Origin of the sequence: Kribbella sp. NPDC003557 (assembly GCF_040610805.1) — a bacterium.
Lineage (GTDB): Bacteria > Actinomycetota > Actinomycetes > Propionibacteriales > Kribbellaceae > Kribbella.
Genome location: NZ_JBEXMY010000004.1, coordinates 359986 through 382610 on the forward strand (window position 1 = coordinate 359986; position 22625 = coordinate 382610).

Annotated in this window: 20 protein-coding genes; 12 read left to right on the forward strand and 8 right to left on the reverse strand. The window is 69.6% G+C overall.

What is annotated here, in order from left to right; genetic code table 11:
* The first annotated feature begins 9 nt into the window (after window positions 1–9).
* Genes ABZW60_RS18230 through ABZW60_RS18240 form a run of 3 tightly spaced genes read left to right on the forward strand, consistent with a single transcriptional unit; the run spans window position 10 to window position 2643 of the window.
* Window positions 10–1236, forward strand: coding sequence for a hypothetical protein (locus tag ABZW60_RS18230; protein ID WP_355478191.1), 1227 nt, complete (start codon window positions 10–12; stop codon window positions 1234–1236).
* Window positions 1175–1990, forward strand: coding sequence for an ABC transporter ATP-binding protein (locus tag ABZW60_RS18235; RefSeq protein WP_355478192.1), 816 nt, complete (start codon window positions 1175–1177; stop codon window positions 1988–1990). The genes ABZW60_RS18230 and ABZW60_RS18235 overlap by 62 nt, the downstream gene beginning before the upstream one ends.
* Window positions 1987–2643, forward strand: a complete 657-nt coding sequence (locus tag ABZW60_RS18240) for a hypothetical protein (RefSeq protein WP_355478194.1) — start codon at window positions 1987–1989, stop codon at window positions 2641–2643. The genes ABZW60_RS18235 and ABZW60_RS18240 overlap by 4 nt, the downstream gene beginning before the upstream one ends.
* Here the strand turns inward: ABZW60_RS18240 and ABZW60_RS18245 are convergent, their stop codons facing one another.
* A complete protein-coding gene (locus ABZW60_RS18245; RefSeq protein ID WP_355478195.1) occupies window positions 2644–3702 on the reverse strand; it encodes a LacI family DNA-binding transcriptional regulator in 1059 nt (352 codons plus the stop codon).
* A gap of 4 nt (window positions 3703–3706) precedes the next feature.
* Window positions 3707–6070 (reverse strand): glycoside hydrolase family 3 N-terminal domain-containing protein, encoded by a 2364-nt coding sequence (locus ABZW60_RS18250; protein WP_355478197.1) that lies wholly within the window; start codon window positions 6068–6070, stop codon window positions 3707–3709.
* 257 nt (window positions 6071–6327) lie between these two features.
* On the opposite strand from ABZW60_RS18250, the gene ABZW60_RS18255 reads away from it, so the two are divergent.
* The 4 genes from ABZW60_RS18255 to ABZW60_RS18270 all read left to right on the forward strand — a co-directional run bounded on the left by ABZW60_RS18255 (window position 6328) and on the right by ABZW60_RS18270 (window position 10239).
* Entirely contained in the window at window positions 6328–7692 is a 1365-nt protein-coding gene (locus ABZW60_RS18255) for an extracellular solute-binding protein (RefSeq protein WP_355478199.1), read from the forward strand.
* Window positions 7693–7724: 32 nt separating this feature from the next.
* Entirely contained in the window at window positions 7725–8618 is an 894-nt protein-coding gene (locus ABZW60_RS18260; protein WP_355478200.1) for a sugar ABC transporter permease, read from the forward strand.
* Window position 8619: 1 nt separating this feature from the next.
* Window positions 8620–9513: a carbohydrate ABC transporter permease gene (locus tag ABZW60_RS18265; RefSeq protein WP_355478202.1), complete on the forward strand. Its 894-nt coding sequence runs from the start codon at window positions 8620–8622 to the stop codon at window positions 9511–9513.
* 84 nt (window positions 9514–9597) lie between these two features.
* Window positions 9598–10239 carry a hypothetical protein gene (locus ABZW60_RS18270; RefSeq protein ID WP_355478204.1) on the forward strand — a complete coding sequence of 214 codons (642 nt, stop codon included), beginning with the start codon at window positions 9598–9600 and terminating at the stop codon, window positions 10237–10239.
* Here ABZW60_RS18270 and ABZW60_RS18275 read toward each other — a convergent pair.
* Genes ABZW60_RS18275 through ABZW60_RS18285 form a run of 3 tightly spaced genes read right to left on the reverse strand, consistent with a single transcriptional unit; the run spans window position 10220 to window position 12812 of the window.
* Complete coding sequence (locus ABZW60_RS18275) at window positions 10220–10978, reverse strand: FAD:protein FMN transferase (protein WP_355478206.1); 759 nt, start codon at window positions 10976–10978, stop codon at window positions 10220–10222. The two genes, ABZW60_RS18270 and ABZW60_RS18275, sit on opposite strands and share 20 nt — an antisense overlap.
* Entirely contained in the window at window positions 10975–11457 is a 483-nt protein-coding gene (locus ABZW60_RS18280) for an FMN-binding protein (RefSeq protein WP_355478207.1), read from the reverse strand. The genes ABZW60_RS18275 and ABZW60_RS18280 overlap by 4 nt, the downstream gene beginning before the upstream one ends.
* 5 nt (window positions 11458–11462) lie before the next feature.
* Window positions 11463–12812, reverse strand: coding sequence for a ferredoxin reductase family protein (locus ABZW60_RS18285; RefSeq protein ID WP_355478209.1), 1350 nt, complete (start codon window positions 12810–12812; stop codon window positions 11463–11465).
* A gap of 214 nt (window positions 12813–13026) precedes the next feature.
* Between ABZW60_RS18285 and ABZW60_RS18290 the strand changes: the two genes are divergently transcribed.
* Window positions 13027–15291: an ATP-binding domain-containing protein gene (locus tag ABZW60_RS18290; protein ID WP_355478211.1), complete on the forward strand. Its 2265-nt coding sequence runs from the start codon at window positions 13027–13029 to the stop codon at window positions 15289–15291.
* Here the strand turns inward: ABZW60_RS18290 and ABZW60_RS18295 are convergent.
* Window positions 15260–15661 carry a cupin domain-containing protein gene (locus ABZW60_RS18295; protein WP_355478212.1) on the reverse strand — a complete coding sequence of 134 codons (402 nt, stop codon included), beginning with the start codon at window positions 15659–15661 and terminating at the stop codon, window positions 15260–15262. The two genes, ABZW60_RS18290 and ABZW60_RS18295, sit on opposite strands and share 32 nt — an antisense overlap.
* A 5-nt stretch (window positions 15662–15666) precedes the next feature.
* Window positions 15667–16533, reverse strand: coding sequence for a helix-turn-helix transcriptional regulator (locus tag ABZW60_RS18300; protein WP_355478214.1), 867 nt, complete (start codon window positions 16531–16533; stop codon window positions 15667–15669).
* A gap of 101 nt (window positions 16534–16634) precedes the next feature.
* On the opposite strand from ABZW60_RS18300, the gene ABZW60_RS18305 reads away from it, so the two are divergent.
* From ABZW60_RS18305 to ABZW60_RS18315, 3 genes are all read left to right on the forward strand, one after another.
* On the forward strand, window positions 16635–17672 hold the full coding sequence (locus ABZW60_RS18305; RefSeq protein WP_355478216.1) for an alcohol dehydrogenase catalytic domain-containing protein: 1038 nt from the start codon (window positions 16635–16637) through the stop codon (window positions 17670–17672).
* A gap of 101 nt (window positions 17673–17773) precedes the next feature.
* Complete coding sequence (locus tag ABZW60_RS18310; RefSeq protein WP_355478218.1) at window positions 17774–20188, forward strand: penicillin-binding protein; 2415 nt, start codon at window positions 17774–17776, stop codon at window positions 20186–20188.
* Window positions 20189–20231: 43 nt separating this feature from the next.
* Window positions 20232–21503 carry an aminotransferase class I/II-fold pyridoxal phosphate-dependent enzyme gene (locus ABZW60_RS18315; protein ID WP_355478220.1) on the forward strand — a complete coding sequence of 424 codons (1272 nt, stop codon included), beginning with the start codon at window positions 20232–20234 and terminating at the stop codon, window positions 21501–21503.
* Here the strand turns inward: ABZW60_RS18315 and ABZW60_RS18320 are convergent.
* Window positions 21494–22006, reverse strand: a complete 513-nt coding sequence (locus tag ABZW60_RS18320) for a PaaI family thioesterase (RefSeq protein WP_355478222.1) — start codon at window positions 22004–22006, stop codon at window positions 21494–21496. The genes ABZW60_RS18315 and ABZW60_RS18320 overlap by 10 nt on opposite strands.
* A 65-nt stretch (window positions 22007–22071) precedes the next feature.
* Here ABZW60_RS18320 and ABZW60_RS18325 point away from each other — a divergent pair, with 65 nt between their 5' ends.
* Complete coding sequence (locus ABZW60_RS18325; RefSeq protein ID WP_355478223.1) at window positions 22072–22560, forward strand: helix-turn-helix domain-containing protein; 489 nt, start codon at window positions 22072–22074, stop codon at window positions 22558–22560.
* The last annotated feature ends 65 nt before the right edge of the window (window positions 22561–22625 follow it).

Consider the following 22625-nt stretch of genomic DNA (forward strand, 5'->3'; position numbering starts at 1 on the left):
CTGCCTGGCATGGGCACCTACCGGGCGATCTTCGCCAACCGCGAGTTCCGGAACCTGTGGATCAGCAGTGCGCTGGGCAACGCGTCGTCGACGATGACCAGCCTGACGCTCGCGATCCTGGTCGACGCCGCGACCGGCTCCGCGTTGCTCGCCGCAGCGGTCATGTTCGGGCCGTCGCTCGCCCAGGTCCTCGGTGTCTCCACGCTGATGTCCGCCGCGGACACCGCGCGGCCCCGCCAGGTGCTCACGCTGCTCGCGGTGCTGTCGGCCATCGCGGTCGGCGTCCAGGCCGCGGTCGATCTCTCCCCCGGCCTCCGGCTCGTCCTCTCGCTCGCGGTCGCGTACGGGCTGTCGATCGGCGCGGGTGTTCGGTGGGGGCTGCTCGGCGAGGTGGTGCGTTCGGACCAGTTCGTCCTCGGGCGGTCGGCGATGAACCTGTCGGTCGGCGCGATGCAGATCGCCGGGTTCGGCGTCGCCGGTGTCCTCCTGCAGGCGGTCAGCCCGTCGACGGTGTTGTGGATCGCGACCGGGTGCGCGGCGCTCGCCGTACCGGTCATCCGTCTCGGTCTGCACGACCGCGCGCCGCGCCGGGTCGCGCGGACCGGGCTCGCCGAGACGTGGCGCGGCAACCGCACGCTTCTCGCGGAGCGTCGCACCCGTCCGCTGTTGCTCGCCCTGACGCTTCCCAACGGCCTGATCGTCGGCTGCGAAGCTCTCTTCGTGCCGTACGCCGGGTCACGTGCCGGCTGGCTACTCGCCGCGGGGGCCGCCGGCATGATGACCGGCGACCTCGTCGTCGGCCGCTATCTCACCCGGCAGAGGCGCCGCAGCGTGGCCCACTGGCTGCGCTTCCTGCTCGCCGTACCGTTCCTGGGCTTCGCCTTCGACCTCCCCCTCGCGGTGCTCTGCGTCCTGGTCGCGGTCGGCAGCAGCGGGTACTCCGCGTCGCTCGCCCAGCAGGAGATCCTCGTCGACCTCACACCGGCCGAGCTGCGAGGCCAGGTGCTCGGGCTGGAGTCCGCGCTCCGGATGACGACGTTCGGCGTGACGGCGATCCTGGCCGGCGCGATCGCCGACCTGACGTCGGCCGCTCCCACGATGACCGCCTTCGCGGCCGCATCCCTGCTGGTTTCGCTCGTCCTGAGTAGACCACTGGCCCGGCTAGGCTCGCCGCATGGAAGTGGTCCGGCTGCGGAAGGTCTCCAAGCGGTACGGGCGTCGGGAGATCCTCGCTGACGTCGACCTGGGGCTCGACGCCGGTGAGCTGCTGGCCCTGGTCGGCGCGAACGGGTCCGGCAAGTCGACCGTCCTGCGGCTGATGGTCGGCCTGTCGCAACCGTCCGCCGGGACGGTGCAGCGCAACGCTCGCGTGGTCAGCTACGTGCCCGACGTGTTCACATCCCACGACCGCCTGTCGGCGTCGGCGTACCTGCGGCATATGGGGCGGATCCGTGGACTCAGCACCCGAGCGGCGCGGGACCGGTCCCTCGAGCTGCTCGACCGTCTCGCGCTCGCGGGCGGTGCGGACACCCCGATGCGGAAGCTGTCGAAGGGCAACGCGCAGAAGGTCGCGCTGGCGCAGGCGCTCCTCGATCCGCCGCAACTGCTCGTCCTCGACGAACCCTGGGCCGGCCTCGACACCACCGCCCACTCGACGCTGCGCGAGCTCCTGACCGAGGCCGCCGACCAGGGCGCCGCGGTCGCGTTCACCGAGCACTCCGCCGACGTCGTCCGCTCGACGGCGACCCGGGTCTGCGCACTCGACCGCGGCCGGTTGACCACCGTGCACCGACCGGCCGACCTCACCGAGCTCCAGCTGATCCCCGGCGCCGACATCGACTGGGACCACCACCCGGACGTCCTCGGCGTACGGCGTACCGCTGCCGGCGTCGCCGTGCTGCTGCCGACCGGCCGTCACGACGCCGCCCTGCTCACCGCGCTGAACCACGGCTGGTCGGTCGTCACCGTGCGGCAGGTGAAGCCCGAGTGAGCGCGCTCTACCGCTACCTGCTGGCCAGCGCGCTGCTCTCCCAGCGATACCTCCCGCCGACGCTGATCTTCCTCGCCGCGATGGCCGTGGGTACGACGTCCGACAACGGGCCGCTGCAGTCGTCGTACGCGTTCTGCGTGCTCGCGATGCTCGTCTGCACCACCTGGCTCACGGTCAGCATCGTCAATCACGAGGATCCGACCCAGCGCAAGATCACGCTGGTGACGGTCGGCAGCTCACTGCGCGTCCTGACGACCACGGTCGCGGTCGTCATCACCTGGTGCGTACCGCTGCTGGTGATCGGTCTCGTCTACCCGATCGTCACCGGCAAGCACACCGTCACCGCCGCGGACCTGGCCGTCGGCGCTGCCGCGCAACTCGGTGCGGCGATGACCGGGATCGCGATCGGCCTGCTCTGCTCGCGCCTGGTCATCCCGCGGATCGGTGTCGCGATGCTGACCGCGGCGGCCGCGATCCTCGCCGTGCTGCTGATCCGCTGGATCTCGCCGATCCGGCCGATCATGACCGTGCTGTCCGACGAGAAGTCCGCCGGCGCGAACGCCGTACCGCTGACGCTGCTCGCCGTGCTCTCGGCGCTGCTGCTGGCGGCCGCCGTACTCGCGACGAAGGTGCTCGCCGACCGGAAGGAATGATCAGGACGCGGCGACCGACGACAGCCCGTGCGGGGCGGCCGAGCCGCGGACGATCAGCGACGTGGCCAGCTCGACGTGATGCGACGCGACCGGCTCGCCCGCGGCGAGCTGCAGCGCGGTACGCACGGCGACCGCGCCCATCTCGCGCAGCGGCTGCCGGACCGTGGTGAGCGGCGGCGAGGCGAGCCGGGCGACCTCGGTGTCGTCGAATCCGACCACGCTGAGATCCTCCGGTACCCGCAGGCCGCGCGCCCGCGCCGCTTCCAGGATCCCGAGCGCGACCTCGTCGCTGCCCGCGAAGATCGCGGTCGGCCGGTCCGGCAGGTCGAGCAGCTTGGTACCGCCGGCCAGCCCGTCGTCGTACAGGAAGTCGCTCATCCAGATGTACTCGGTCCGTACGCCGGCGCCGATCGACTCCATCGCGCTGCGGTAGCCGCTCAGCCTGGCCTGGTTGCAACCGGACGTCGGCGGACCCCCGACGTATCCGATCCGGCGGTGGCCGAGGGACAACAGGTGCTGCGCCGCGGCCATTCCACCGGCGAAGTTCGTCGAACCCACGCTGATCACTTCGGGCTCCGGGGTGTTCGCGGGGTCGATGACCACCAGCGGCAACCTCGCCCGGGCCAGCGCGGCCAGGTCGGCGGCGGACAGCTCGCTGGTGACACCGATCGCGGCCAGCCGGCCGCTGGCGGTCAGCTGCCGGATCCAGCCCGCCGCCCGGCCCGCGGTCGCGCCGCCGCTCGCGGTCGGCGGATGCTTCGGATGCGAGGTCAGCACGACATCGACGCCGGCGGCCTGACCGGCCTCGACCACGCCCTGGATCACCTCGACCGAGTAGGCGTTGACGACGCCCTGGTAGAACAGCTCGATCGTCTCCCGCCGCACCGTGTCCGGGCGGCGTCCGACGTACCCGTGCTTCTCCAGGACCTCCTGGACCCGCGCGCGGGTCGCCGACGACACGTCGCTGCGCCCGTTCAGCACCTTGGAGACGGTGGCGACCGAGACTCCGGCCGACCCGGCCACGGTGGCCAGGGTGACGCGACCCTTCAACCGCGACATCTCATCACCCTCCTCCAGGGTCCTCGCTGATCGTCACCGGGGTGGTCAGCACCCGGTCGTGCCCGACTACCCTCACATCCCCGGTGATCCGCAGCATGGCACGACACGGCAGGTCGAGCGACGACGTGCCCACCATCACTTCCAGGTCACCGGGCTCGACGATCCGCTGCAGGCCGGGATCCGTGTAGGCGGTGCGATCGGCGTGCACCCGGAACGTGACGTCGGCCGCCTGTCCCGGCGCGAGCGACACGCGGGCGAAGCCGGTCAGCAGCTTCAACGGCCGGGCGACCCGGGCGACGACGTCGCGCAGGTACAGCTGCACGACCTCGTCGCCGCCCCGGTCACCCGTGTTCGTCACCCGCACCGTGGCGGTGAACTCGCCGTTGCTGCCGATCTCCGGCACGCTCAACCGGAGATCGGCGACCGTGAAGTCCGTGTACGACGCCCCGTACCCGAACGGATAGAGCGGCCTCGTCTCGAGCCCGCTGATGCCCGCGCTCTCCACACTCCCGAGCGCCGGCTGCAGATACGTACCGGGCTGCCCGCCGACGTGCCGCGGGATCTGCACCGGCAGCTTCCCGCTCGGCACGATCCGGCCGCTCAGCACGCCCGCGATCGCCGCAGCGCCTTCCTGCCCCGGAATGAACGCCTGCACCAGGCCTGCCGCGCGGTCCGCGAACAACCCGAGCGCGTACGGCCGCCCCGAAATCACGACCACCACGACCGGCTTCCCGGTGTCGAGCAACGCGTCGAGCAGGTCACCCTGGACGCCGGGCAGTCGCAGGTCCTCCGCGTCGCACCCTTCCCCGGAGGTCCCGTGCCCGAACAACCCGGACAGGTCCCCGACGAACGCCACGCACAGCTCCGAGTCCTGCGCCAGCGCGACGGCCTCCTCGAACCCGGAGCGGTCGTCCCCCATCACGCCACAGCCCTTGGCGTACGAAACCTCGACCCCCGCCAACTCGTTGCGCAGGGCATCCAACGGCGAGGCGATCTCGATCCCGAGCCCGCGCTCCGGGTACCGCGGCAGCACGTGGTTCGGGAACGCGTAACAGCCCATCAACGTCCGCGGGTCGTCGGCACACGGCCCGACGACCGCGACCTTGGTGAGATCGGTGAGCGGGAGAACGGACCCGGCCTCGAGCAGCACGACCGACTTCTCGGCCAGCTCGGCGGCGATGCTCCTGTTGCCCTCCGAATCGAGGTCGATCGAGCCGTTGCCGATGGACCGCTCCGGCGTCCAGTCCTCGTCGAGCAGACCGAGGTCCGCCTTCTGCAGCAGGACGCGGCGGGCCGCCCGGTCGATCAGGTCCTCGGACAGCTCGCCGGCCTTCACCTTGTCCAGCAGACCGGCGTACCCGATCGTGTCCGGCAGCTCGACGTCCGTCCCGGCGGTCAGGGCCAGGGCACCCGCGTCCGAATCGTCCGCGGCCACCCGGTGCATCGACGCGAGGAACGGCACCGCCCAGTAGTCCGAGACGACCGTCCCCTCGAAACCCCACTCGCCGCGCAGCACGTCGGTGAACAGCCACGGGTCCGCGCTCGCGGGCAGGCCGTCGAGATCGGAGTACGAACTCATCACCGACCCGGCGCCGGCCGTCGCGATCGCGGTCTCGAAGGTCGGCAGGATGATGTCCAGCAGCTCACGGCGCCCCATCGACACCGGCCCGTGGTTCCGCCCGGCGCGCGAGGCGGAGTACCCGGCGAAGTGCTTCAGCGTCGCGATCACGCCGCCGCTCTGCAGACCCCGCACGTACGCCGAGCCCAGCATCGCCACCAGGTAAGGGTCCTCGCCCATCGTCTCCTCGACGCGACCCCACCGGTAGTCACGCACGACGTCGAGCACCGGCGACAGTCCCTGGTGGACGCCGACCGCGGCCATGTCCCGCCCGATCGCCGCGGCCATCCGCTCGATCAGCTCCGGATCGAACGTGGCACCCCACGCGATCGACGCCGGATAGACGGTCGCGCCGTACGTCGTGAACCCGGTCAGGCACTCCTCGTGGACGATGGCGGGCACACCGAGCCGGGAGCCCTTCAGCACCACCTCGTGCTGCCGGATCACCTCGGCGACGCCCTGCTCCACCGTCTGCGGGTAGCTGCCCCAGACCCGCGTCAGATGGCCCAGCCCCTCGCGACTGGCGTCCTCCAGCGACAGCGAGCCGCCGACCGAGAACACGTCCTCCATCGGCGCGACGTTGATCGTCTCGTCCTCGGGCAGCTCGGCATCGGCCATGTCGTTACCGGCCCAGCGGCTGCCGAGCTGCGCGATCTTCTCCTCCAGGGTCATCGCCGCCAGCAGCAGTTCCGCCCGTTCCGCGGCCGGCCGCGCCGGGTCGCGCCAGGGCCGCTCAGTGTCGATGGACAAGAAAATCTCCCTTGATGATCATTCGTTTCGGTGAGCAATTATCGAAAAGTTTTCGACACTCTCCGTTCGACCCGGCGAGTTGGCCCCGGTCGCTGAATCGCCTGTGTAACAGGGGATTGCGTGACCTTACTGTGACCCCAAACTGAGGTTAGTTCAAGTCTTGACAGCACTATCTCCGAAATCTATGTTTCGAAAACAAGTCATATCGGCAGGTGCTTCCGCAACCTGTGGGGGCAGCACGGACGACGGAGATCACTGTGGATCCCAACACGACATCCCGGCGGACCTTCCTGGGTCTCGTCGGTGGCGGCGCACTCGCTGCCGGCCTCGCCGCGTGCGGCAGTTCCGGCCCGACGAGCACGCCCGGGTCGACCACCGGGGCCAGCGGCAACGCCGGCAGCGGGGCGACCTACTGGTTCCTCACCGGCCAGCCGCAGCAGGGCATCCGGGAGGCGCAGGTCAAGCGGTTCAACGACGCGAACTCCAACACCAAGATCAAGACCACCGAATTCCAGAACGACGCGTTCAAGGCCAAGATCAAGACCGCCATCGGCGCCGGACAGGGTCCGACGCTGATCTGGGGCTGGGGCGGCGGCGGCCTGAAGGCCTACGTCGACGCCGGCCAGGTCGAGGACCTGACCGACTGGTTCAACAACGAGCAGGCCGACCTGAAGAACTCGATCTTCCCGTCCGCCTTCACCGCGGCGACCGTCAACGGCAAGCTCTACGCGATTCCGGGCGAGACGGTGACGCCGATCGTGCTGTTCTACGACAAGCGCTCGTTCGAGAAGATCGGCGCCGAGCCCCCGAAGACGTGGCAGGACATCATGAACCTGGTGCCCAAGTTCAACGAGAAGGGCATCGCGCCGTTCTCGCTCGGCGGCCAGTCGCGCTGGACCAACATGATGTGGCTGGAATTCCTGTTCGACCGGATCGGCGGCAGCGAGGTCTTCCAGAACATCTACGACGGCAAGAAGGACGGCTGGTCCGACCCGTCCGCGCTGAAGGCGCTCGAGGAGATGCAGAACCTGATCAAGGCGAACGGCTTCATCAAGGGCTTCTCGTCGATCACCGCGGACTCCAACGCCGACCAGGCCCTGCTCTACACCGGCAAGGCCGCGATGATGCTGCACGGCGCCTGGACCTACGGCAACATGAAGGCGTCTGGTGGCGACTTCGTGACCGGTGGGCACATGGGCTACATGAACTTCCCGACGTACGAGGGCGGCAAGGGCGACCCGAGCGACACCGTCGGCAACCCGGGTCAGTACATGTCGGTCTCCTCCAAGGCGAGCCAGGCCGACAAGGACACCGCGAAGAAGTTCATCGCGAACAACACTCTCGACGACGCCACGGTGGACGCCTGGGTGAAGTCCGGCAACATCCCGGTCGTGAAGAGCGCGAAGGACAAGCTGTCCTCGATCACGGACAAGAACGACTCCGAGTGGCTGAACTTCGTCTACGACACCGCGGCGAACGCGAAGAACTTCGCGCAGTCCTGGGACCAGGCGCTCAGCCCGACCCAGGCCGAGACGCTGCTCGACAACATTGCGAAGCTGTTCCAGCTGTCGATCTCGCCGCAGCAGTTCGCCGGCAACATGAACGCGGTGATCGGCCAGTGACGGCGACCGCTCCGCCCGTAGCGCCGGAAGCAGTGCGTACCAGGCCCACGTCCGGCGTCGGGCGGAGCGGTCCGGTCGCCTGGATGGTGCTGCCGGCGCTCGTGCTGTTCATCGTGTTCGGGGTCGTGCCGCTGGTCGGCGTCCTGGTGCTGAGCTTCACCACCTGGGACGGTCTCGGCGCCATCACGCCTGCCGGAGTGTCCAACTGGAAGACCGTGCTGAACGATCCCCAGTTGCCGCACACCATCCTGGTGACCTTCGAGATCATGATCTTCTCGTGGCTGGTGCAGACACCGATCAGCCTGCTGCTCGGCACGTTCCTGGCCGGCCGGCAGCGGTACCGCGCGTTCCTCGCGGTGCTCTACTTCATCCCGCTGCTGCTCAGCTCGGCCGCGATCGCGATCACCTACAAGGCGCTGCTCGACCCGAACTTCGGGCTCGGCCCCGGTCTGCACCTGGACTTCCTCACCCAGGACTGGCTCGGCAACAGCACCCTGGCGGTCGCCGTGGTGATCTTCATCGTGTCGTGGCAGTTCATCCCGTTCCACTCGCTGATCTACCAGGGCGGTGTCCGGCAGATCCCGACCACGATGTACGAGGCGGCGTCGATCGACGGCGCCGGCCGGGTCCGGCAGTTCTTCAGCATCACCGTGCCGCAGCTGAAGTACACGATCATCACGTCGTCCACCCTGATGGTCGTCGGGTCGCTGACCTTCTTCGACCTGATCTTCGTGCTCACCGCGGGCGGTCCCGGCGACGCCACCCGGGTGCTCGCCCTCGACATGTACAAGCGGGGCTTCATGTCCAACCAGATGGGGCCGGCCAGTGTGATCGCGGCGCTGATCGTGCTGCTCGGCCTGGCGCTCGCGCTGATCCTGCGCCGGCTAGGCGGCAGTACGACGGCCAGCCAGCAGGAAGGTGCGTGACATGGCAGTGGCAACCAGCAGCACGAGTACGGCCGCGCGCCGCCCCGTGAGCCAGCGGCCGAGCCGTGCCTACAAGCTGCTCCGGCTGAACTGGTTCGGCGGCCTGGCCGGCTGGATCTGGCTCGGGATCGTGCTGGTCCCGCTGTACTGGATCGTCGTCACCAGCTTCAAGGACCAGAGCGCGTACTTCACCCAGAACCCGTTCGCGCTGCCGTCGGCGCCGACGACGAACAACTACAAGCTGGTCATCGAGTCCGACTTCCCGCGGTACTTCCTGAACAGCGTGATCGTCACCATCGGCACGATCCTGCCCGCGGTCGCGATCGCCTTCATGGCGTCGTACGCGATCATCCGCGGGGCCGGCAGCAAGTTCCTGGCCGGCGTCAACGGCCTGTTCCTGATGGGGCTGGCGATCCCGCTGCAGGCGACCATCATCCCGGTCTACCTGCTGATCATCCGGATGCGTCTGTACGACAGCCTGCTCGCGCTGATCCTGCCGTCGGTCGCGTTCGCGATCCCGCTGTCGGTGCTGGTGCTGTCGAACTTCATCCGCGACGTGCCGAAAGAGCTCTTCGAGTCGATGCGGGTCGACGGCGCGACCGAGTGGGGCATGATGACCAAACTCGCGCTGCCGCTCACGCGGCCCGCACTCGTCACGGTCAGCATCTACAACGGCCTCGGCGTCTGGAACGGGTTCCTGCTGCCGCTGATCCTGACCCAGAGCCCCGACAAGCGGACCCTGCCGCTGGCGCTGTGGACGTTCCAGGGCCAGTACAGCGTGAACGTCCCGGCGGTCCTCGCATCCGTCGTGCTCACCACCCTCCCGGTCGTCATCCTGTACGCCGTCAGCCGCAAACAACTCCTCGGCGGCCTCACCGCAGGCTTCAGCCGCTAGCCTGCTTGCTCATCACCCCACTCCGGGTCGTGTTCGTGGCCTCACGGACTGCTAGCCTCGACGCTCGGCCTGGCCAGTGGGGTGATGAGTACTTTGGCTGACGAGAAGCCCGAAGCGAACAGCTGGTTCGACAGGCACCAGAGGAGTGCCTGGATCGCTGCCGGTGCGTCGATCGCCACCGCTCTGATCGCCACATTGGTGCCGGTGTTCGCCAACTCCGGTGACGACAAGGACACCGCGGGCGGCCCGGCCGCCGTCTCCACGCCGTCGGCTTCCACATCGCCGACGGCGTCGGCACCGACCACCACGCCGACGCCGGGCGAGAGCGAGTCGCCGAGCTCCAGCGGCTCGCCCGCCGGGAGCCAGCGGTGGAAGGGAGTGCTGCTGGTCGACGCCGAGCCCAAAGACCTGGACGCGTTGCCGGATCCGGATGGTTCCGACGACAAGGGCGACGTGTTCATGGTGCTCAACTACGAGTTCGGCGGTCAGAACAGCACGCGGATCGCGCAGTGGGCGGGAGCTTCCGGTGCCCTGCCCGGGTACCAGGAATGCTCGGATGCGGTCGACGCCCTCGGGAGCCGCGACAACGTGAAGCTCTCGAAGAAGACCGTGCTCTGTGTGCGGACCAGTGCCGGGAACGTCGTCAGGCTCAAGGTCTCCAAACTCGGCGAGACCAGCATCGACACCCACACCACGTTCGACGGGGTCATCTGGAACGGGAGCTGAGCCGGGCAGTCTGCCCGAACACCTGGCGGGTGCCGTCGGCGTGGATGATGAGGCCGGTGCGGTTCGGGCGGGTTTGTAGCCAGGCGGGGCCTTCGGCGCCGAGGGCGAAGGCTGTGGTGGCGTCGATGTCGGCCTGGGTCAGTGAGCGATGTACGACGGTGACCGACGCGAGCGCCGTCGGGGTGTCGCCGGAGCGGGCGTCGGTGATGTGGTGGCCGCGGCGGTGCAGGCCGGAGGTGGCGATCGCGCCGTTGCGGATCGGGACGACCGCCGCCACTCGGTCCGGGTCGAACGGGTCCTCGATACCGATCCGCCAGGCCTCGGACCGCGGACCCACGCGGCAGGTCATGTCACCGCCCGCCGAAAGGCAGTAGTCGGTGCCGGCCAGCCGCTTGAACGGAGCAGCGGCGCGTTCGACGGCCCACCCCTTCACCACCCCGCTCGGATCGAGCCCGCCCGAACGCCGTACGTCGAACGCGCCGCCGGACTCGATGCGCGCCTGCTCGCCGAGCTCGAGGACCTCGGCGACCTCGGGCGGGCAGTCGGCGACGGCCAGCTCGCCGCGATTGAGGCGGGAGACGTGCGAGTCGTCGCGATACGTGCTGAAGATCCGGTCTGCGGTGCGCAGGATGTCCAGCGCGTCGGCCCATGCCTGTGCCGCGAGCTCGTCGTCGGCGTGCCGGCCGCGCAGGGCGAGGCTGATCGGCATGCCCATGACGTGCTCGACGTACCGCTTCACTTTGCCTGGTCCAGGGCGCTTTGCAGGGAACGGATGTAGCCGTCGCTGGTGACCGTCGCGCCGCTGACCATGTCGATCTGTGCGTTCTGCGCCTTGACGGTCTCGTCGATCAGGATCGGCAGCGCGTAGTCGTTGATCTCGACGTCGCGGTGGTTCCCGTTCGGGTACTGCAGGACGTTGACCGCGGTGATCTTGCCGGCCTGCACGGTGAGCTGCACCTGCACCGGACCCCACTGCGTCTGCGCCACGTCGCCGGTGACCGTCGACGACCCCGACGAGGCCGACGGCGCCGAGGAGGACGGCTCGGACGACGGTGCGGCCGAGGGGCCGGTCGACGGCTCGGCAGGCGTGCTGTCGGTGCCGTCGCCGCCGGCGATCGGCGCGACCGCGGCTTCCGGGCCCGAGGTCGAGGTGTGGTAGCCGAACATCAGGACCACCGCCGAGACGGTGCCGAGGAGCCACAGGACGATTCGTTTCACGGCGGTCACCACTTGAAGGTCTCGAGATGGAGCCGCTCGGCCGGCAGACCGGCGGCAGTGAGGCTGGAGCTGACCAGCGCGGTCCACGCCTCGGGCCCGCACAGGTAGACGTCGCGCTCGGCGATGTCCGGGATCCACTGCAGGAGCGCCCGGACGTCGTCGTCCTCGCGGACTCCGGCGCCGAACCACGAGTCCGGCCGCCGCCGCGTGCCCGGCAATGTCAGCAACGACAGGCCCCGGTCCCGCCACAACGCCTGGAACTCGTCGTGGAACAGCTGCTGGTCCGTGTACCGCTGCACCAGCACCGCGTCGCCCGGCGCGTAGTCGAGTCCCTCGGCGAGCGCCCGCAGCGGGGTGACACCGACACCCGCACCGATCAGCGCGACCTTGCGCCGGGTCCGCGCCCGCGGGCTCATCCGCCCGTACGGTCCCTCGATCAGGACCCGCGTCCCCGGCACCAGCGAGCCGACGGCCGCGCTGCCGTCCCCCGCGTCCTGCACCGTGATGCGCAGACCGCGACCGTCCGGCGCGGCCGACAACGAGTACGGGTTCGCCCGGGTCCAACCGGGTCGCCCGAGGAACCGCCACGAGAAGAACTGCCCCGCCTCGGCCCGCAAACGGTCCAGCCGGCGCCCGGCGACATACACGGACACGACCCCCGCCGCCTCCGGTACGACGGCAGTCACGCGGAGCCGGTGCCGCACGTTGCGGTGGATCGGTACGCCGACCCGGAAGACGAGCACGGCCGCGGCGGCGACCGCCCAGGCCGTCCACCAGAACACGGTCCGCCCGGTCGACGACAGGAACTCCTGCCCGGTCCACAGCTGGTGCGGCAGCGCGATCCCGACTCCGAGGTAGGCATAGAGATGCAGGAGATGCCACGACTCGTACCGGATCCGGCGGCGGGCCGCCCTGATGCTCGTCAGCACACTCAGGCACAGACAGACGGTGCCGCCGACCGCGAGCAACATGCCCGGGTAGTCGACCGTCAGATCCCACAGCGTCGCAGGGGTCCTGCCCAACTCCCCCGCCGCGTAGCCCCAGGTGATCGTGACGACATGCGCCAGCATCAGGTTGAAGGACGTGAAGCCGATGATCCGGTGCAGGCCCGCCAGGCGGTCCTGGCCGAAGGCAGATTCCAGCATCGGTACCCGAGCCATCAGCACGACCTGCGCGAGCAGTAGCACCGACGCGGCAAGACCGGTGATCCGGCCGGCCGAGGTGAGGCCGGTCGCCCAGCCGCCGAGCTCCTGCACACCACCACCGGCGACCCACCAGTACGTGACGAGCAACAGACTCAGCCACAGGGCTGCCAGTGCGCCGAGCCGGACGGCGCTGTCGTTACGAGACCGCATGCCCGTCAGTGTTGCGGCGCCGGCTGAGTGCGTCCTTCGGCTTGTCTGTGAGTCGGCTGTGAAGCGCCCGTTCGGCTCCGCCGGTTGCCGGCTGCCCGGGAAATAGATATCGTTGAGTGTTTGTGCCGAAAAACAAAAAAGAAGCCCTCTTCGGGCTTCTGAGTTCAGAATATCAGAGCTTTCCGGGCAAAGCAAGAATCGATCGGGGGCAGGGGTGCTGGAGCAGGAGATCGCTGCTGAGCAAGGCGAAGTGACGCTGATGTACGAACGGCTCGACGTGCTGCGCGAAAAGGCCCGCGGTGAACTGGGGCGCGTCCAGGTCGAGGAAACCACCGGGACGGAGCAGGCCTGGTCGGAACGCGAATCGTTCACGGATCTGTTCTCCGGCCGGTTCTCACAATTGTCGTCGGTCGAACGCGGATTGTGTTTCGGCCGGATCGACGAGACCGCCGGCGAGCGGTTCCACATCGGGCGGATCGGGTTGTTCGACGACGACTACAACCCGCTGCTGATCGACTGGCGGACGCCGGTCGCGCAGGTGTTCTACCGGGCCACCGCCGCCGAGCCCCTCGGCGTCAAGCGCCGGCGGCACATCCGTCTGCACGGCCGGACCGTGGTCGGGGTCGACGACGACCTCCTGGACGCCGGGGCGCTGGCGGACGGCGAACGCAGCACGCTGATCGGCGAGGCGGCACTGCTGTCCTCGCTCGGCGCGAGCCGGACCGGGCGGATGAACGAGATCGTCGCGACGATCCAGTCCGAGCAGGACGAGATCATCCGCTCCGGACTGCCCGGGGTGCTCGTGGTGCAGGGCGGTCCGGGCACCGGCAAGACGGTCGTCGCCCTGCACCGGGCGGCGTACCTGCTCTACACGCATCGCGAGCAGCTCGGGCGCAGCGGTGTGCTGGTCGTCGGGCCGAACAGCACGTTCCTGCGCTACATCGACGAGGTGCTGCCCTCGCTCGGCGAGAACGACGTCGTGCTCGCGACGATCAGCGAGATGTTCCCGGGCGTCGCAGGCACCGCGCCGGAGCCGGCCGACGCGGCGCGGATCAAGGGCAACCCGGCGATGGTGGACGTGATCGCGCAGGCGATCGCCGGCTTCCGGGTGGTGCCTGCCGAGCCGGTCCGGCTGAAGGTCGACCAGGACGAGCTGGTGCTCCGGCCGGCCGCGATCCGCAAGGCGCAGCAGGGCGCGCTCGCGGCGCAACCGCTGCACAACCGGGCCCGGCCACTGTTCGTCCGGCGCATCCTCAAGACCCTGACCAGCCAGGTCGTCGACCGCATCGGCCGGCAGTACGTCGGGGAGGCGGACATCGAGGACATCCAGCGGGAGCTGTTCGAGGACGAGCGTGTGCTGCACCTCCTCGACCGCCTGTGGCCCGAGCTCACTCCTCAGCTCCTCGTGTCGGTCCTGTTCTCCTCCGACGATCGACTGGCCGCCGCGGCGCCGCACCTCACCGCGGCGGAGCGTTCCGCCGTACTGCGACCCCTCGGCGCGGACTGGGCTCCGTCGGACGTCGCGCTGCTCGACGAGGCGGCCGAGCTGCTCGGCGAGACCGCGGACGTCGTGGTCGGACGCCAACGCCGCGCGGCCGAGGAGTCCGCGGCGGCGGAGGCGAGCCGGGAGTACGCGCACGGCATCGTCGACATCGAGCTGACCGCCGAGCGGATCACGATCGAGCCCTGGGAGATCGAGCAGTTCAAGGACCTGGTCGCCCAGCGCACGCGGGTGTTCGACAACCCGGCGGACCGCGCCGGCAGCGTGGTGTACGACCGGAGGTGGGTGTTCGGGCATGTGATCGTCGACGAGGCCCAGGAGCTGTCCGCGATGGACTGGCGGATGCTGATGCGCCGGTGCCCGCGACGGTCGATGACGATCGTCGGCGACATCGCGCAGACAGGTTCCGCGGCCGGCGTCCGGTCCTGGGCCGAGCTCCTCGACCACTACGCGCCACGCCGCTGGCGCACCGCCGAGCTCACCGTCAACTACCGCACGCCGTCCGAGATCATGACCGTCGCCGCCGACGTCCTCGCGGCGATCGACCCGGCCCTGACCCCGCCGACGTCGGTCCGCGAGACCGGTACCGAGCCCATCATCGACCCGGTCCCGGCCGCGGCCCTCGCCGATTCGGTCCGCACCGCGATCAAGTTCGAGCGGGGCGAGATCGACGACGGCCGGCTGGCGGTCATCGTCCCGGCGGGCCGGTACGGCGAGTTCGCCGCCGCCCTGCCGGAGGTTGCCCACGGCCACGACCCGTCGGTCCTCGACGGCACGGTCGCACTGCTCGACGTACCGCAGTCCAAGGGGCTGGAGTTCGACGCCGTGCTGATCGCCGACCCGGCCGGCATCGTCGCCGGGTCCGACCGCGGCCTGTCCGACCTCTACGTCGCGATCACCCGCGCGACCAAACGACTGGTCGTCCTCGGCAACCTTCCGGAGGTGCTCACCCGGGGACCACGTACTCCGCGTCCGTGACGTGTTCGCCCCACTCGGTCTCGGGCTGGTCGCCGTCGGCGCCTTCCCAGATCGCGGTGTGGACCATGAAGTTGTCCGGGCAGCCACCGTGCCAGTGCCACTCCCCCGGCGGCGTGTAGATCACGTCGCCGGGGCGGATCACGGTGACGGCGCCGCCGCGGGACTGGATCAGGCCGACGCCGTCGGTGACGTGCAGGGTCTGGCCGTTCGCGTGCCGGTGCCAGGCGGTGCGGGCGCCGGGAGCGAAGCGGACGGTGTTCACCCGGACGCGTGACGGGGCCTCGCCCCGGATGATCACGTCGAACCAGACGTCACCGGTGAACCACTCCGCCGGGCCTTTGGCGGTCGGCGGCTTGGGAAGGATCTCCACAGCAGCTATTCCTTGTCGTGAGCAACGGTTTCCTGGGTGGCCGCCCAGCTGGCCAGCAGCGCGAACGCGTCCGCGGTCGGCGAGCCGGCCGGCGCGGTGTAGACGACCATCGCGAGCCCGGGGTCGGACGGGAACTCCATCGCCTCGAAGTCGACCTCGAGGTCGCCGACCACCGGGTGGTGCAGCCGCTTGCGGCCGGAGCGGTGGAAGCGGACGTTGTGGTCCGCCCAGCGCGTCCGGAACGTCTCGCTGCGGGTCGACAGTTCACCGATCAGCTCGCTGAGCGCCTTGTCGTGCGGGTTCTTGCCGGCCTGCAGCCGCAGGACCGCGGCGATGTCGTCGGCGGCCCGGTCCCAGTCCACGAAGAACTCCTGCGAGGCCGGGTCGAGGAACGTGAACCGGGCGGTGTTCGGCGGCCGGTGCGGGTCGGCGAACATCGACGCGTACAGGGCCCGCGACATCCGGTTCGCCGCGAGGATGTCCAGGCGGCCGTTACGGATCCATGCCGGTGCGTCGGCGATCGCGTCGAGGACCTGCTGCAGGGCCGGTCGGAGCCCTTTGGCCGCGGCGCGCCGACGTACGGGTGTCGCGTCCGCGTCGCGGGCCAGCGTGAACAGGTGATCGCGCTCGGCCTCGTCCAGCTGCAGCGCCCGCGCGAGCGCCTCCAGGACGCTCTCGGACGCGCCGGACAGGTTCCCGCGCTCCATCCGGACGTAGTAGTCCACCGAGACACCGGCGAGCAGGGCGACCTCTTCGCGGCGCAGCCCCTTCACCCGGCGGTTGCCGCCGTACGCCGGCAGGCCTGCCTGCGCGGGGCTGATCCGGGCGCGGCGGGAGCTGAGGAACTCCTTGATCTCCGCTCGGTGGTCCATGCCGTCCAGCCTACGGACCGGGCGGCACCCGAGGGAGGCACTGGCGTTACCTGGAACGACAGGCACTGCCACGCCGGCGGACGGCGCCCTTCACTGGAGCCATGCGAGCGACTTATCTGTACGGCGCCGGAGATGTACGTGTCCTCGACGTGCCGGATCCGGTGATCCAGCAACCAACAGACGCCGTGGTGCGGGTCGTCAGATCCTGCATCTGCGGCAGTGACCTGCATCCGTTCCACAACCTGCCCGCGACGCCGGGCGGCAAGACCATGGGCCACGAGTTCGTCGGAGTGGTCGAGGACGTCGGGCGGGATGTGGTCACGCTGCGGCAGGGCGACTTCGTGATCGCACCGTTCGCGTGGTCGGACGGCACCTGCGACTTCTGCCGGGAGGGCCTGCAGACCTCCTGCCGCCACGGCGGCTTCTGGAACGCGAACGGCGTCGCCGGCGGTCAGGCCGAAGCGGTCCGGGTACCGCTGGCGGACGGCACGCTGGTCAAGGTGCCCGGCGGCGAGGACCCGGCGCTGCTTCCGTCACTGCTGACGCTGTCCGACGTGTACGGCACCGGGTACCACGCGGCGCTCAAGGGCGGTGTCTCGCCGCGCACGACGGTCACCGTGATCGGCGACGGTGCGGTCGGGCTGCTCGCCGTCCTCGCGGCGAAGCAGTTCGGCGCCGAGCGGATCGTCCTGATGGGCCGGCACCAGGACCGCACCGATCTCGGCGTCGAGTTCGGCGCGACCGACGTGGTGCCCGAGCGCGGCGCGGAGGGCATCGCGAAGGTCCGCGAACTGACTGGCGGCGACGGTACGCACGTCGTGCTCGAGGCGGTCGGGCATCTGCCGGCGTACGAGCAGGCGCTCGGCGTGGTCCGTGCGGGCGGGGTGATCAGCCGCGTCGGCGTACCGCAGTACGACGAGGCGCCGATCGGCTTCGGCACGCTCTTCCTGCCCAACCTCACGCTCACCGGCGGCCCCGCTCCGGCCCGCGCCTACATCGAGCGGCTGCTCCCCGGCGTCCTCGACGGAACCGTTGCGCCCGGCAAAGTCTTCGACCGGACCGTCGGCTTCGACGGTATCCCGGCCGGTTACCGCGCCATGGACGAACGCAGCGCACTGAAGGTCCTGATCCAGCCCTGAGTGACCGAGCGTTCACCAACGGTGAGATCGTGAGGTTAATGTGTAAATTCCGTAACCAGGAGACTGCCGGAAGGCACTCGGCTCACGTACTCTGCCCAACCATGCACAGAGGCGAGCGGCGGGCCAGGCGGCCCAATGTCGTGTGGTCCGTGTTCGTGTTCCTCGCGGTCAGCGCCCTCGCCGGTGCGCTGACCGCCGGGCTGGCCCTTCCGTTCGCCGGCCTGGCCGGTGTGACCACGTCCGCGGCGCACGACAGCGTGCAGTACCTGCCCCAGGACCTGCAGACGGCACCGCTGGCGCAGAAGTCGATCATCCAGGACAGCGAGGGCAAGGTCATCGCCACGCTGTACCAGCAGAACCGGACGCCGGTGACGCTGAAGCAGATCAGCCCGGTGATGCTGCAGGCGATCGTCGCGATCGAGGACGACCGCTTCTACGAGCACGGCGCGCTCGACTTCAAGGGCACCCTGCGCGCGCTGCTGCGCAACCAGTCCTCCGGCGGGGTCCAGCAGGGCGGCTCGAGCATCACCCAGCAGTACGTGAAGCTGAGCCTGATCAACAAGGCCCGGACGCCGGAAGAGGTCAAGCAGGCCACCGCCGAGACCTACGAGCGGAAGGTCGCCGAGCTGCGCTATGCGATCGCGGTCGAGAAGGAGGTCAGCAAGCGCGAGATCCTGAACCGCTACCTGAACCTGGCCTTCTTCGGCGACCGGTCGTACGGCATCGAGGCCGCGGCCATGCACTACTACGGCGTGCACGCCGCCAAGCTGACGCTGCCGCAGGCCGCGATGCTGGCCGGCTTGGTGAAGAACCCCACCGGCTACGACCCGATCGACAACCCGAAGCGCGCCAAGGCCCGCCGCGACGTCGTCCTGCGCCGGATGCAGGAACTGAACATCATCACCGCCAAGCAGGCCCAGGACGCGCTCAAGACGCCGGTGATCGACCTGGCCAAGGTCCGCGTGATCCCCAGCGGCTGCGCGAACTCGACGTACCCGTTCTTCTGCGAGTACGTCGTGTCGAAGCTGAAGGCCAACAACGCGTTCGGCAAGAACCCGGAGGAGCGGGAGAACTACATCGAGACCGCGGGCCTGGTGATCAAGACCTCGCTCGACCGGAAGATGCAGACCGCCGCCCAGACCGCGATCACGCAGCATTCGAAGGCCGGCGACCAGGCGATCGCCGCGATCACGATGGTCGAGCCGGGCACCGGCCTGGTGAAGGCGATGGCGCAGAGCCGTCTGTACGGCGCGAAGAAGGGCCAGACGGCGTACAACTACAACGTCGAGAAGACCTACGCGGGCGGTTTCGGCGGCTTCCAGAACGGTTCGACGATGAAGGCGTTCACGATCGCCGCCGCGATCGCGAAGGGCGTGCCGACGACGTACCGGATCCGTTCACCGCAGACGATCGACCTCAGCGGACAGAACTTCAGCACGTGCAACGGCCCCGTCGCGGACGACTCGTACATCCCGAAGAACTCCACCAAGACCGTGCTCGACCCCTCGATGGTCGACGCGGCCCGCGCCTCGACCAACACCTACTTCCTGCAGCTCTCGCAGCAGATCGGTATCTGCCCGATCGCGACGATCGCGTCGAAGCTCGGCATGTACGACGGGCAGACGCTGAAGCCGCTGGATCAGGTTGTCTCGTTCACGCTCGGCTCCGTGGGTCTGATCACGCCGCTGATGCTGTCCAACGCGTACGCGACGTTCGCCGCCCGCGGGATGTACTGCACCCCGCAGATCATCACGGCGATCGCCTCGCTGAAGACCGGTAAGGCGATCCCGACACCCGGCCCGAACTGCCACCGGGTGCTGTCGCCGGGCGTCGCGGACGGCGTCAACTACGTCCTGCAGCAGGTGATGGCCAAGGGCGGCACCGGCGCCAAGCTGAAGTTCGGCAAGAGCGACCTGGCCGGCAAGACCGGCACGATCGACGAGAACATGGCGGTCTGGTTCGCCGGGTACTCGTCGAAGCTCGCGGCCGCGTCCGTGGTCGCCGACGCCGACCCGCCGGCGAAGAACCTGATCGGCCAGGTCTTCAACGGCAAGAAGCTCAAGGACGCCTCGGGTTCCGGCACCGCCGGACCGATCTGGGAAGCCGCGATGCAGGCCGCGCTGCAGGGTCTCCCGACAACCAAGTTCGTGAGGCCCGACGACATCATCATCCGCGGCAAGGTCAAGGACCTGCCGTACCTGAAGGGCATGACGCCGGCCGACGCCGCCGCGAAGTTGATCTCGATGGGCTTCAAGCCACAGATGGACCGCGGCCCCCGCGTCGACTCGGACGCCCCGAACGGGACCGTCGCCTGGACCAACCCGCGTCAGGAGGACGGCGCACCTGACGGCGCGACGGTCGTCCTGTACATCTCCAACGGCAGCAAGGCTCAGCCCCCGACACCACCGGTCACCCCACCGGTCCCACCCGGCACCCCACCAACGATCAAGCCACCACCCGGCTTCCCCACCTGTCCGCCATGGGACCCGCGCTACCCGAAGTGCAATCGCCGCTGACTAGGCTGGGGTCCAACACCTAGTACTTGTGAAAGGACCCCCCGTGAGTGTGGATGAGCTGGTAGGTCAGGTCGAGCGTGCCCGTCGCGATTACGAGGCGCTGGTGGCCAAGGGGCTCAAGCTGGATCTGACGCGGGGGAAGCCGTCGCCGAAGCAGCTCGACGCGGCCAACGGGGTGCTCGGGCTGAGCGGTGACCCGGTAGGAGCGGACGGCACGGACCTGCGGAACTACGGCGGGCTGAACGGCCTGCCGGAGGTGCGGGCGATCTTCGCCGCGGACCTGCAGGTGCCGGTCGAGCAGCTGCTCGCGGCCGGGAACTCCAGCCTCGAGCTGATGCACGACGCGGTCGTGTTCGCGCTGCTCGGCAAGGTGCCGGGCGCCGAGCGGCGGTGGGCCGACGTCGAGGGCCTGACGTTCCTCTGCCCGGTCCCCGGGTACGACCGGCACTTCGGGATCTGTGAGCGTTTCGGCATCACGATGGTCCCGGTGCCGATGACGCCCGAGGGCCCGGACATGGACGTGGTCGAGCGCCTGGTCGCCGAGGACGCCGCGATCAAGGGCATCTGGTGCGTGCCGAAGTACAGCAACCCGGACGGCACCGTGTACTCCGACGAGACCGTCCGGCGGCTGGCCGCGATGGAGACCGCGGCGCCGGACTTCCGGATCTTCTGGGACAACGCGTACGCCGTGCACCACCTGACCGACTCCCCCGCGCAGCTCGCCGACATCCTCGCCCTGAGCGCCCAGAACGGGCACCCGGACCGGCCGTTCGTGTTCGGCTCGAGCTCGAAGATCACCTTCGCCGGCGCCGGCGTCGCGTTCTTCGGGTCCTCGCCGGCCAACATCGAGTGGTGGCTGAGCCACACGGTCAAGCGCAGCATCGGGCCGGACAAGATCAACCAGCTGCGGCACGTGCAGTTCCTCCGCGACGCCGACGGCCTGCACGAGCACATGCGGACCCTGGCGGCGCTGATCCGGCCGAAGTTCGACGTGGTCGACAAGATCCTCACCGCCGAGCTCGGCGGCACCGACCTGGCCTCCTGGACCGCTCCGGCCGGCGGCTACTTCGTCAGCCTGCAGGTCCCCGAGGGCTGCGCGCGTGAGGTGGTCGCGAAGGCCAAGGCCGCCGGGATCGCGATCACGCCCGCGGGCGCCACGCACCCGTACGGCGACGACCCGGCCGACCGCACCATCCGGATCGCCCCGACCTACCCGGAGCTGCCCGAGGTCGAGGCGGCGATCGCCGGCCTCGCGACCTGCGTCCGCCTGGTGGCGAGCGAGAAGCTGCTCGCCGACCAGGGCCGTCAGGCCTGAGGCAGGTCGAAGATCAGGCAGTTCGACGTCGCGTGGGCGAGGAGCTTGCCGCGTTCGTCGTACAGGTGCGCCTCGGCGACCGCCGTACGACGACCGCGGCTGATGATCCCGCCCTCGCAGCGGAGCACGCCTGAGCCGATCGTGACCGGCCGGACGAAGCGGGTCATCAGGTCGAGCGACGTGTAGCCGACGCCGGCCGGCAGCGTCGAGTGCACGGTGCAGCCGGCGGCGGTGTCGAGCAGGGTGGCGATGACACCGCCGTGCACCGAGCCGAGCGGGTTGTAGTGGAACTCGGCCACCGGCATCAGCACCGTGACCTTGCCCTCCTCGACCTCGATGCCGGACCCGCCGACGAGGTGCAGGATCGGCGGCGCCGGAAGCTCGCCGTCGCGCATCGCCCGCAGCATCTCCAGCCCCGACGAGCGGCCGACCCGGGCCGCGGTCTCCGCCGGGTCCGACCACGCGAACGTCCGGCTCCGGGTCGCCTGCTGAGTCTCCGTCATGGACCGAGCGTCACACCGCCCAGCTGGGTCTGTCAACGAGACCTAGACCTCACTACCATGACGGCATGAGTGGTACGACGTACAACGCGCTCGACTGGTCGGTGGCGAACTGCCCGATCGGCCGCGCCATGGAGATCATCGGCGAACGCTGGACCGTGGTCGTGCTGCGCGAGGTGTTCAACGGCATCCGCCGGTTCGACGACCTCCGGGTCCGCACCGACATTCCCCGGCAGGTGCTGTCCAACCGGCTCGCCACCCTCGTCGAGCACGGCATCCTGCGGCGCACGCCGTACCGCGAACCTGGCGCGCGGCAGCGGTACGAGTACCGGCTCACCGAGCAGGGGCTCGACCTGTACCCGGTGCTGATCGCGATCCGCGACTGGGGCGACAAGTACCTGGCCGGTCCCGAGGGCTCGCCGCTCAGCATCGAGCACCGCGACTGCGGCGCCCCGGTCCACACCGAGATCCGGTGCGCGTCGGGCCATCGCGTGGTGTCACCGCGCGACGCCGTACCGCGACCGGGTCCGGGCGCCCGCCGGCGGACAAGCGCTTAATTTCCAGGGATTTCCGGCCCTGCTGTCTCCCCGTGACCCGTCAGTCGCTAGTCTTCTGCGGGTAC

Bases quoted from the DNA above. Each gene is read 5' to 3' on its own strand.
- ABZW60_RS18230 (WP_355478191.1), top strand. From the start codon at position 10: ATGGGCACCTACCGGGCGATCTTCGCCAACCGCGAGTTCCGGAACCTG.
- ABZW60_RS18235 (WP_355478192.1), top strand. From the start codon at position 1,175: ATGGAAGTGGTCCGGCTGCGGAAGGTCTCCAAGCGGTACGGGCGTCGG.
- ABZW60_RS18245 (WP_355478195.1), bottom strand. From the start codon at position 3,702: ATGTCGCGGTTGAAGGGTCGCGTCACCCTGGCCACCGTGGCCGGGTCG.
- ABZW60_RS18265 (WP_355478202.1), top strand. From the start codon at position 8,620: ATGGCAGTGGCAACCAGCAGCACGAGTACGGCCGCGCGCCGCCCCGTG.
- ABZW60_RS18270 (WP_355478204.1), top strand. From the start codon at position 9,598: ATGAGTACTTTGGCTGACGAGAAGCCCGAAGCGAACAGCTGGTTCGAC.
- ABZW60_RS18285 (WP_355478209.1), bottom strand. From the start codon at position 12,812: ATGCGGTCTCGTAACGACAGCGCCGTCCGGCTCGGCGCACTGGCAGCC.
- ABZW60_RS18300 (WP_355478214.1), bottom strand. From the start codon at position 16,533: ATGGACCACCGAGCGGAGATCAAGGAGTTCCTCAGCTCCCGCCGCGCC.
- ABZW60_RS18305 (WP_355478216.1), top strand. From the start codon at position 16,635: ATGCGAGCGACTTATCTGTACGGCGCCGGAGATGTACGTGTCCTCGAC.
- ABZW60_RS18310 (WP_355478218.1), top strand. From the start codon at position 17,774: ATGCACAGAGGCGAGCGGCGGGCCAGGCGGCCCAATGTCGTGTGGTCC.
- ABZW60_RS18320 (WP_355478222.1), bottom strand. From the start codon at position 22,006: ATGACGGAGACTCAGCAGGCGACCCGGAGCCGGACGTTCGCGTGGTCG.
- ABZW60_RS18325 (WP_355478223.1), top strand. From the start codon at position 22,072: ATGAGTGGTACGACGTACAACGCGCTCGACTGGTCGGTGGCGAACTGC.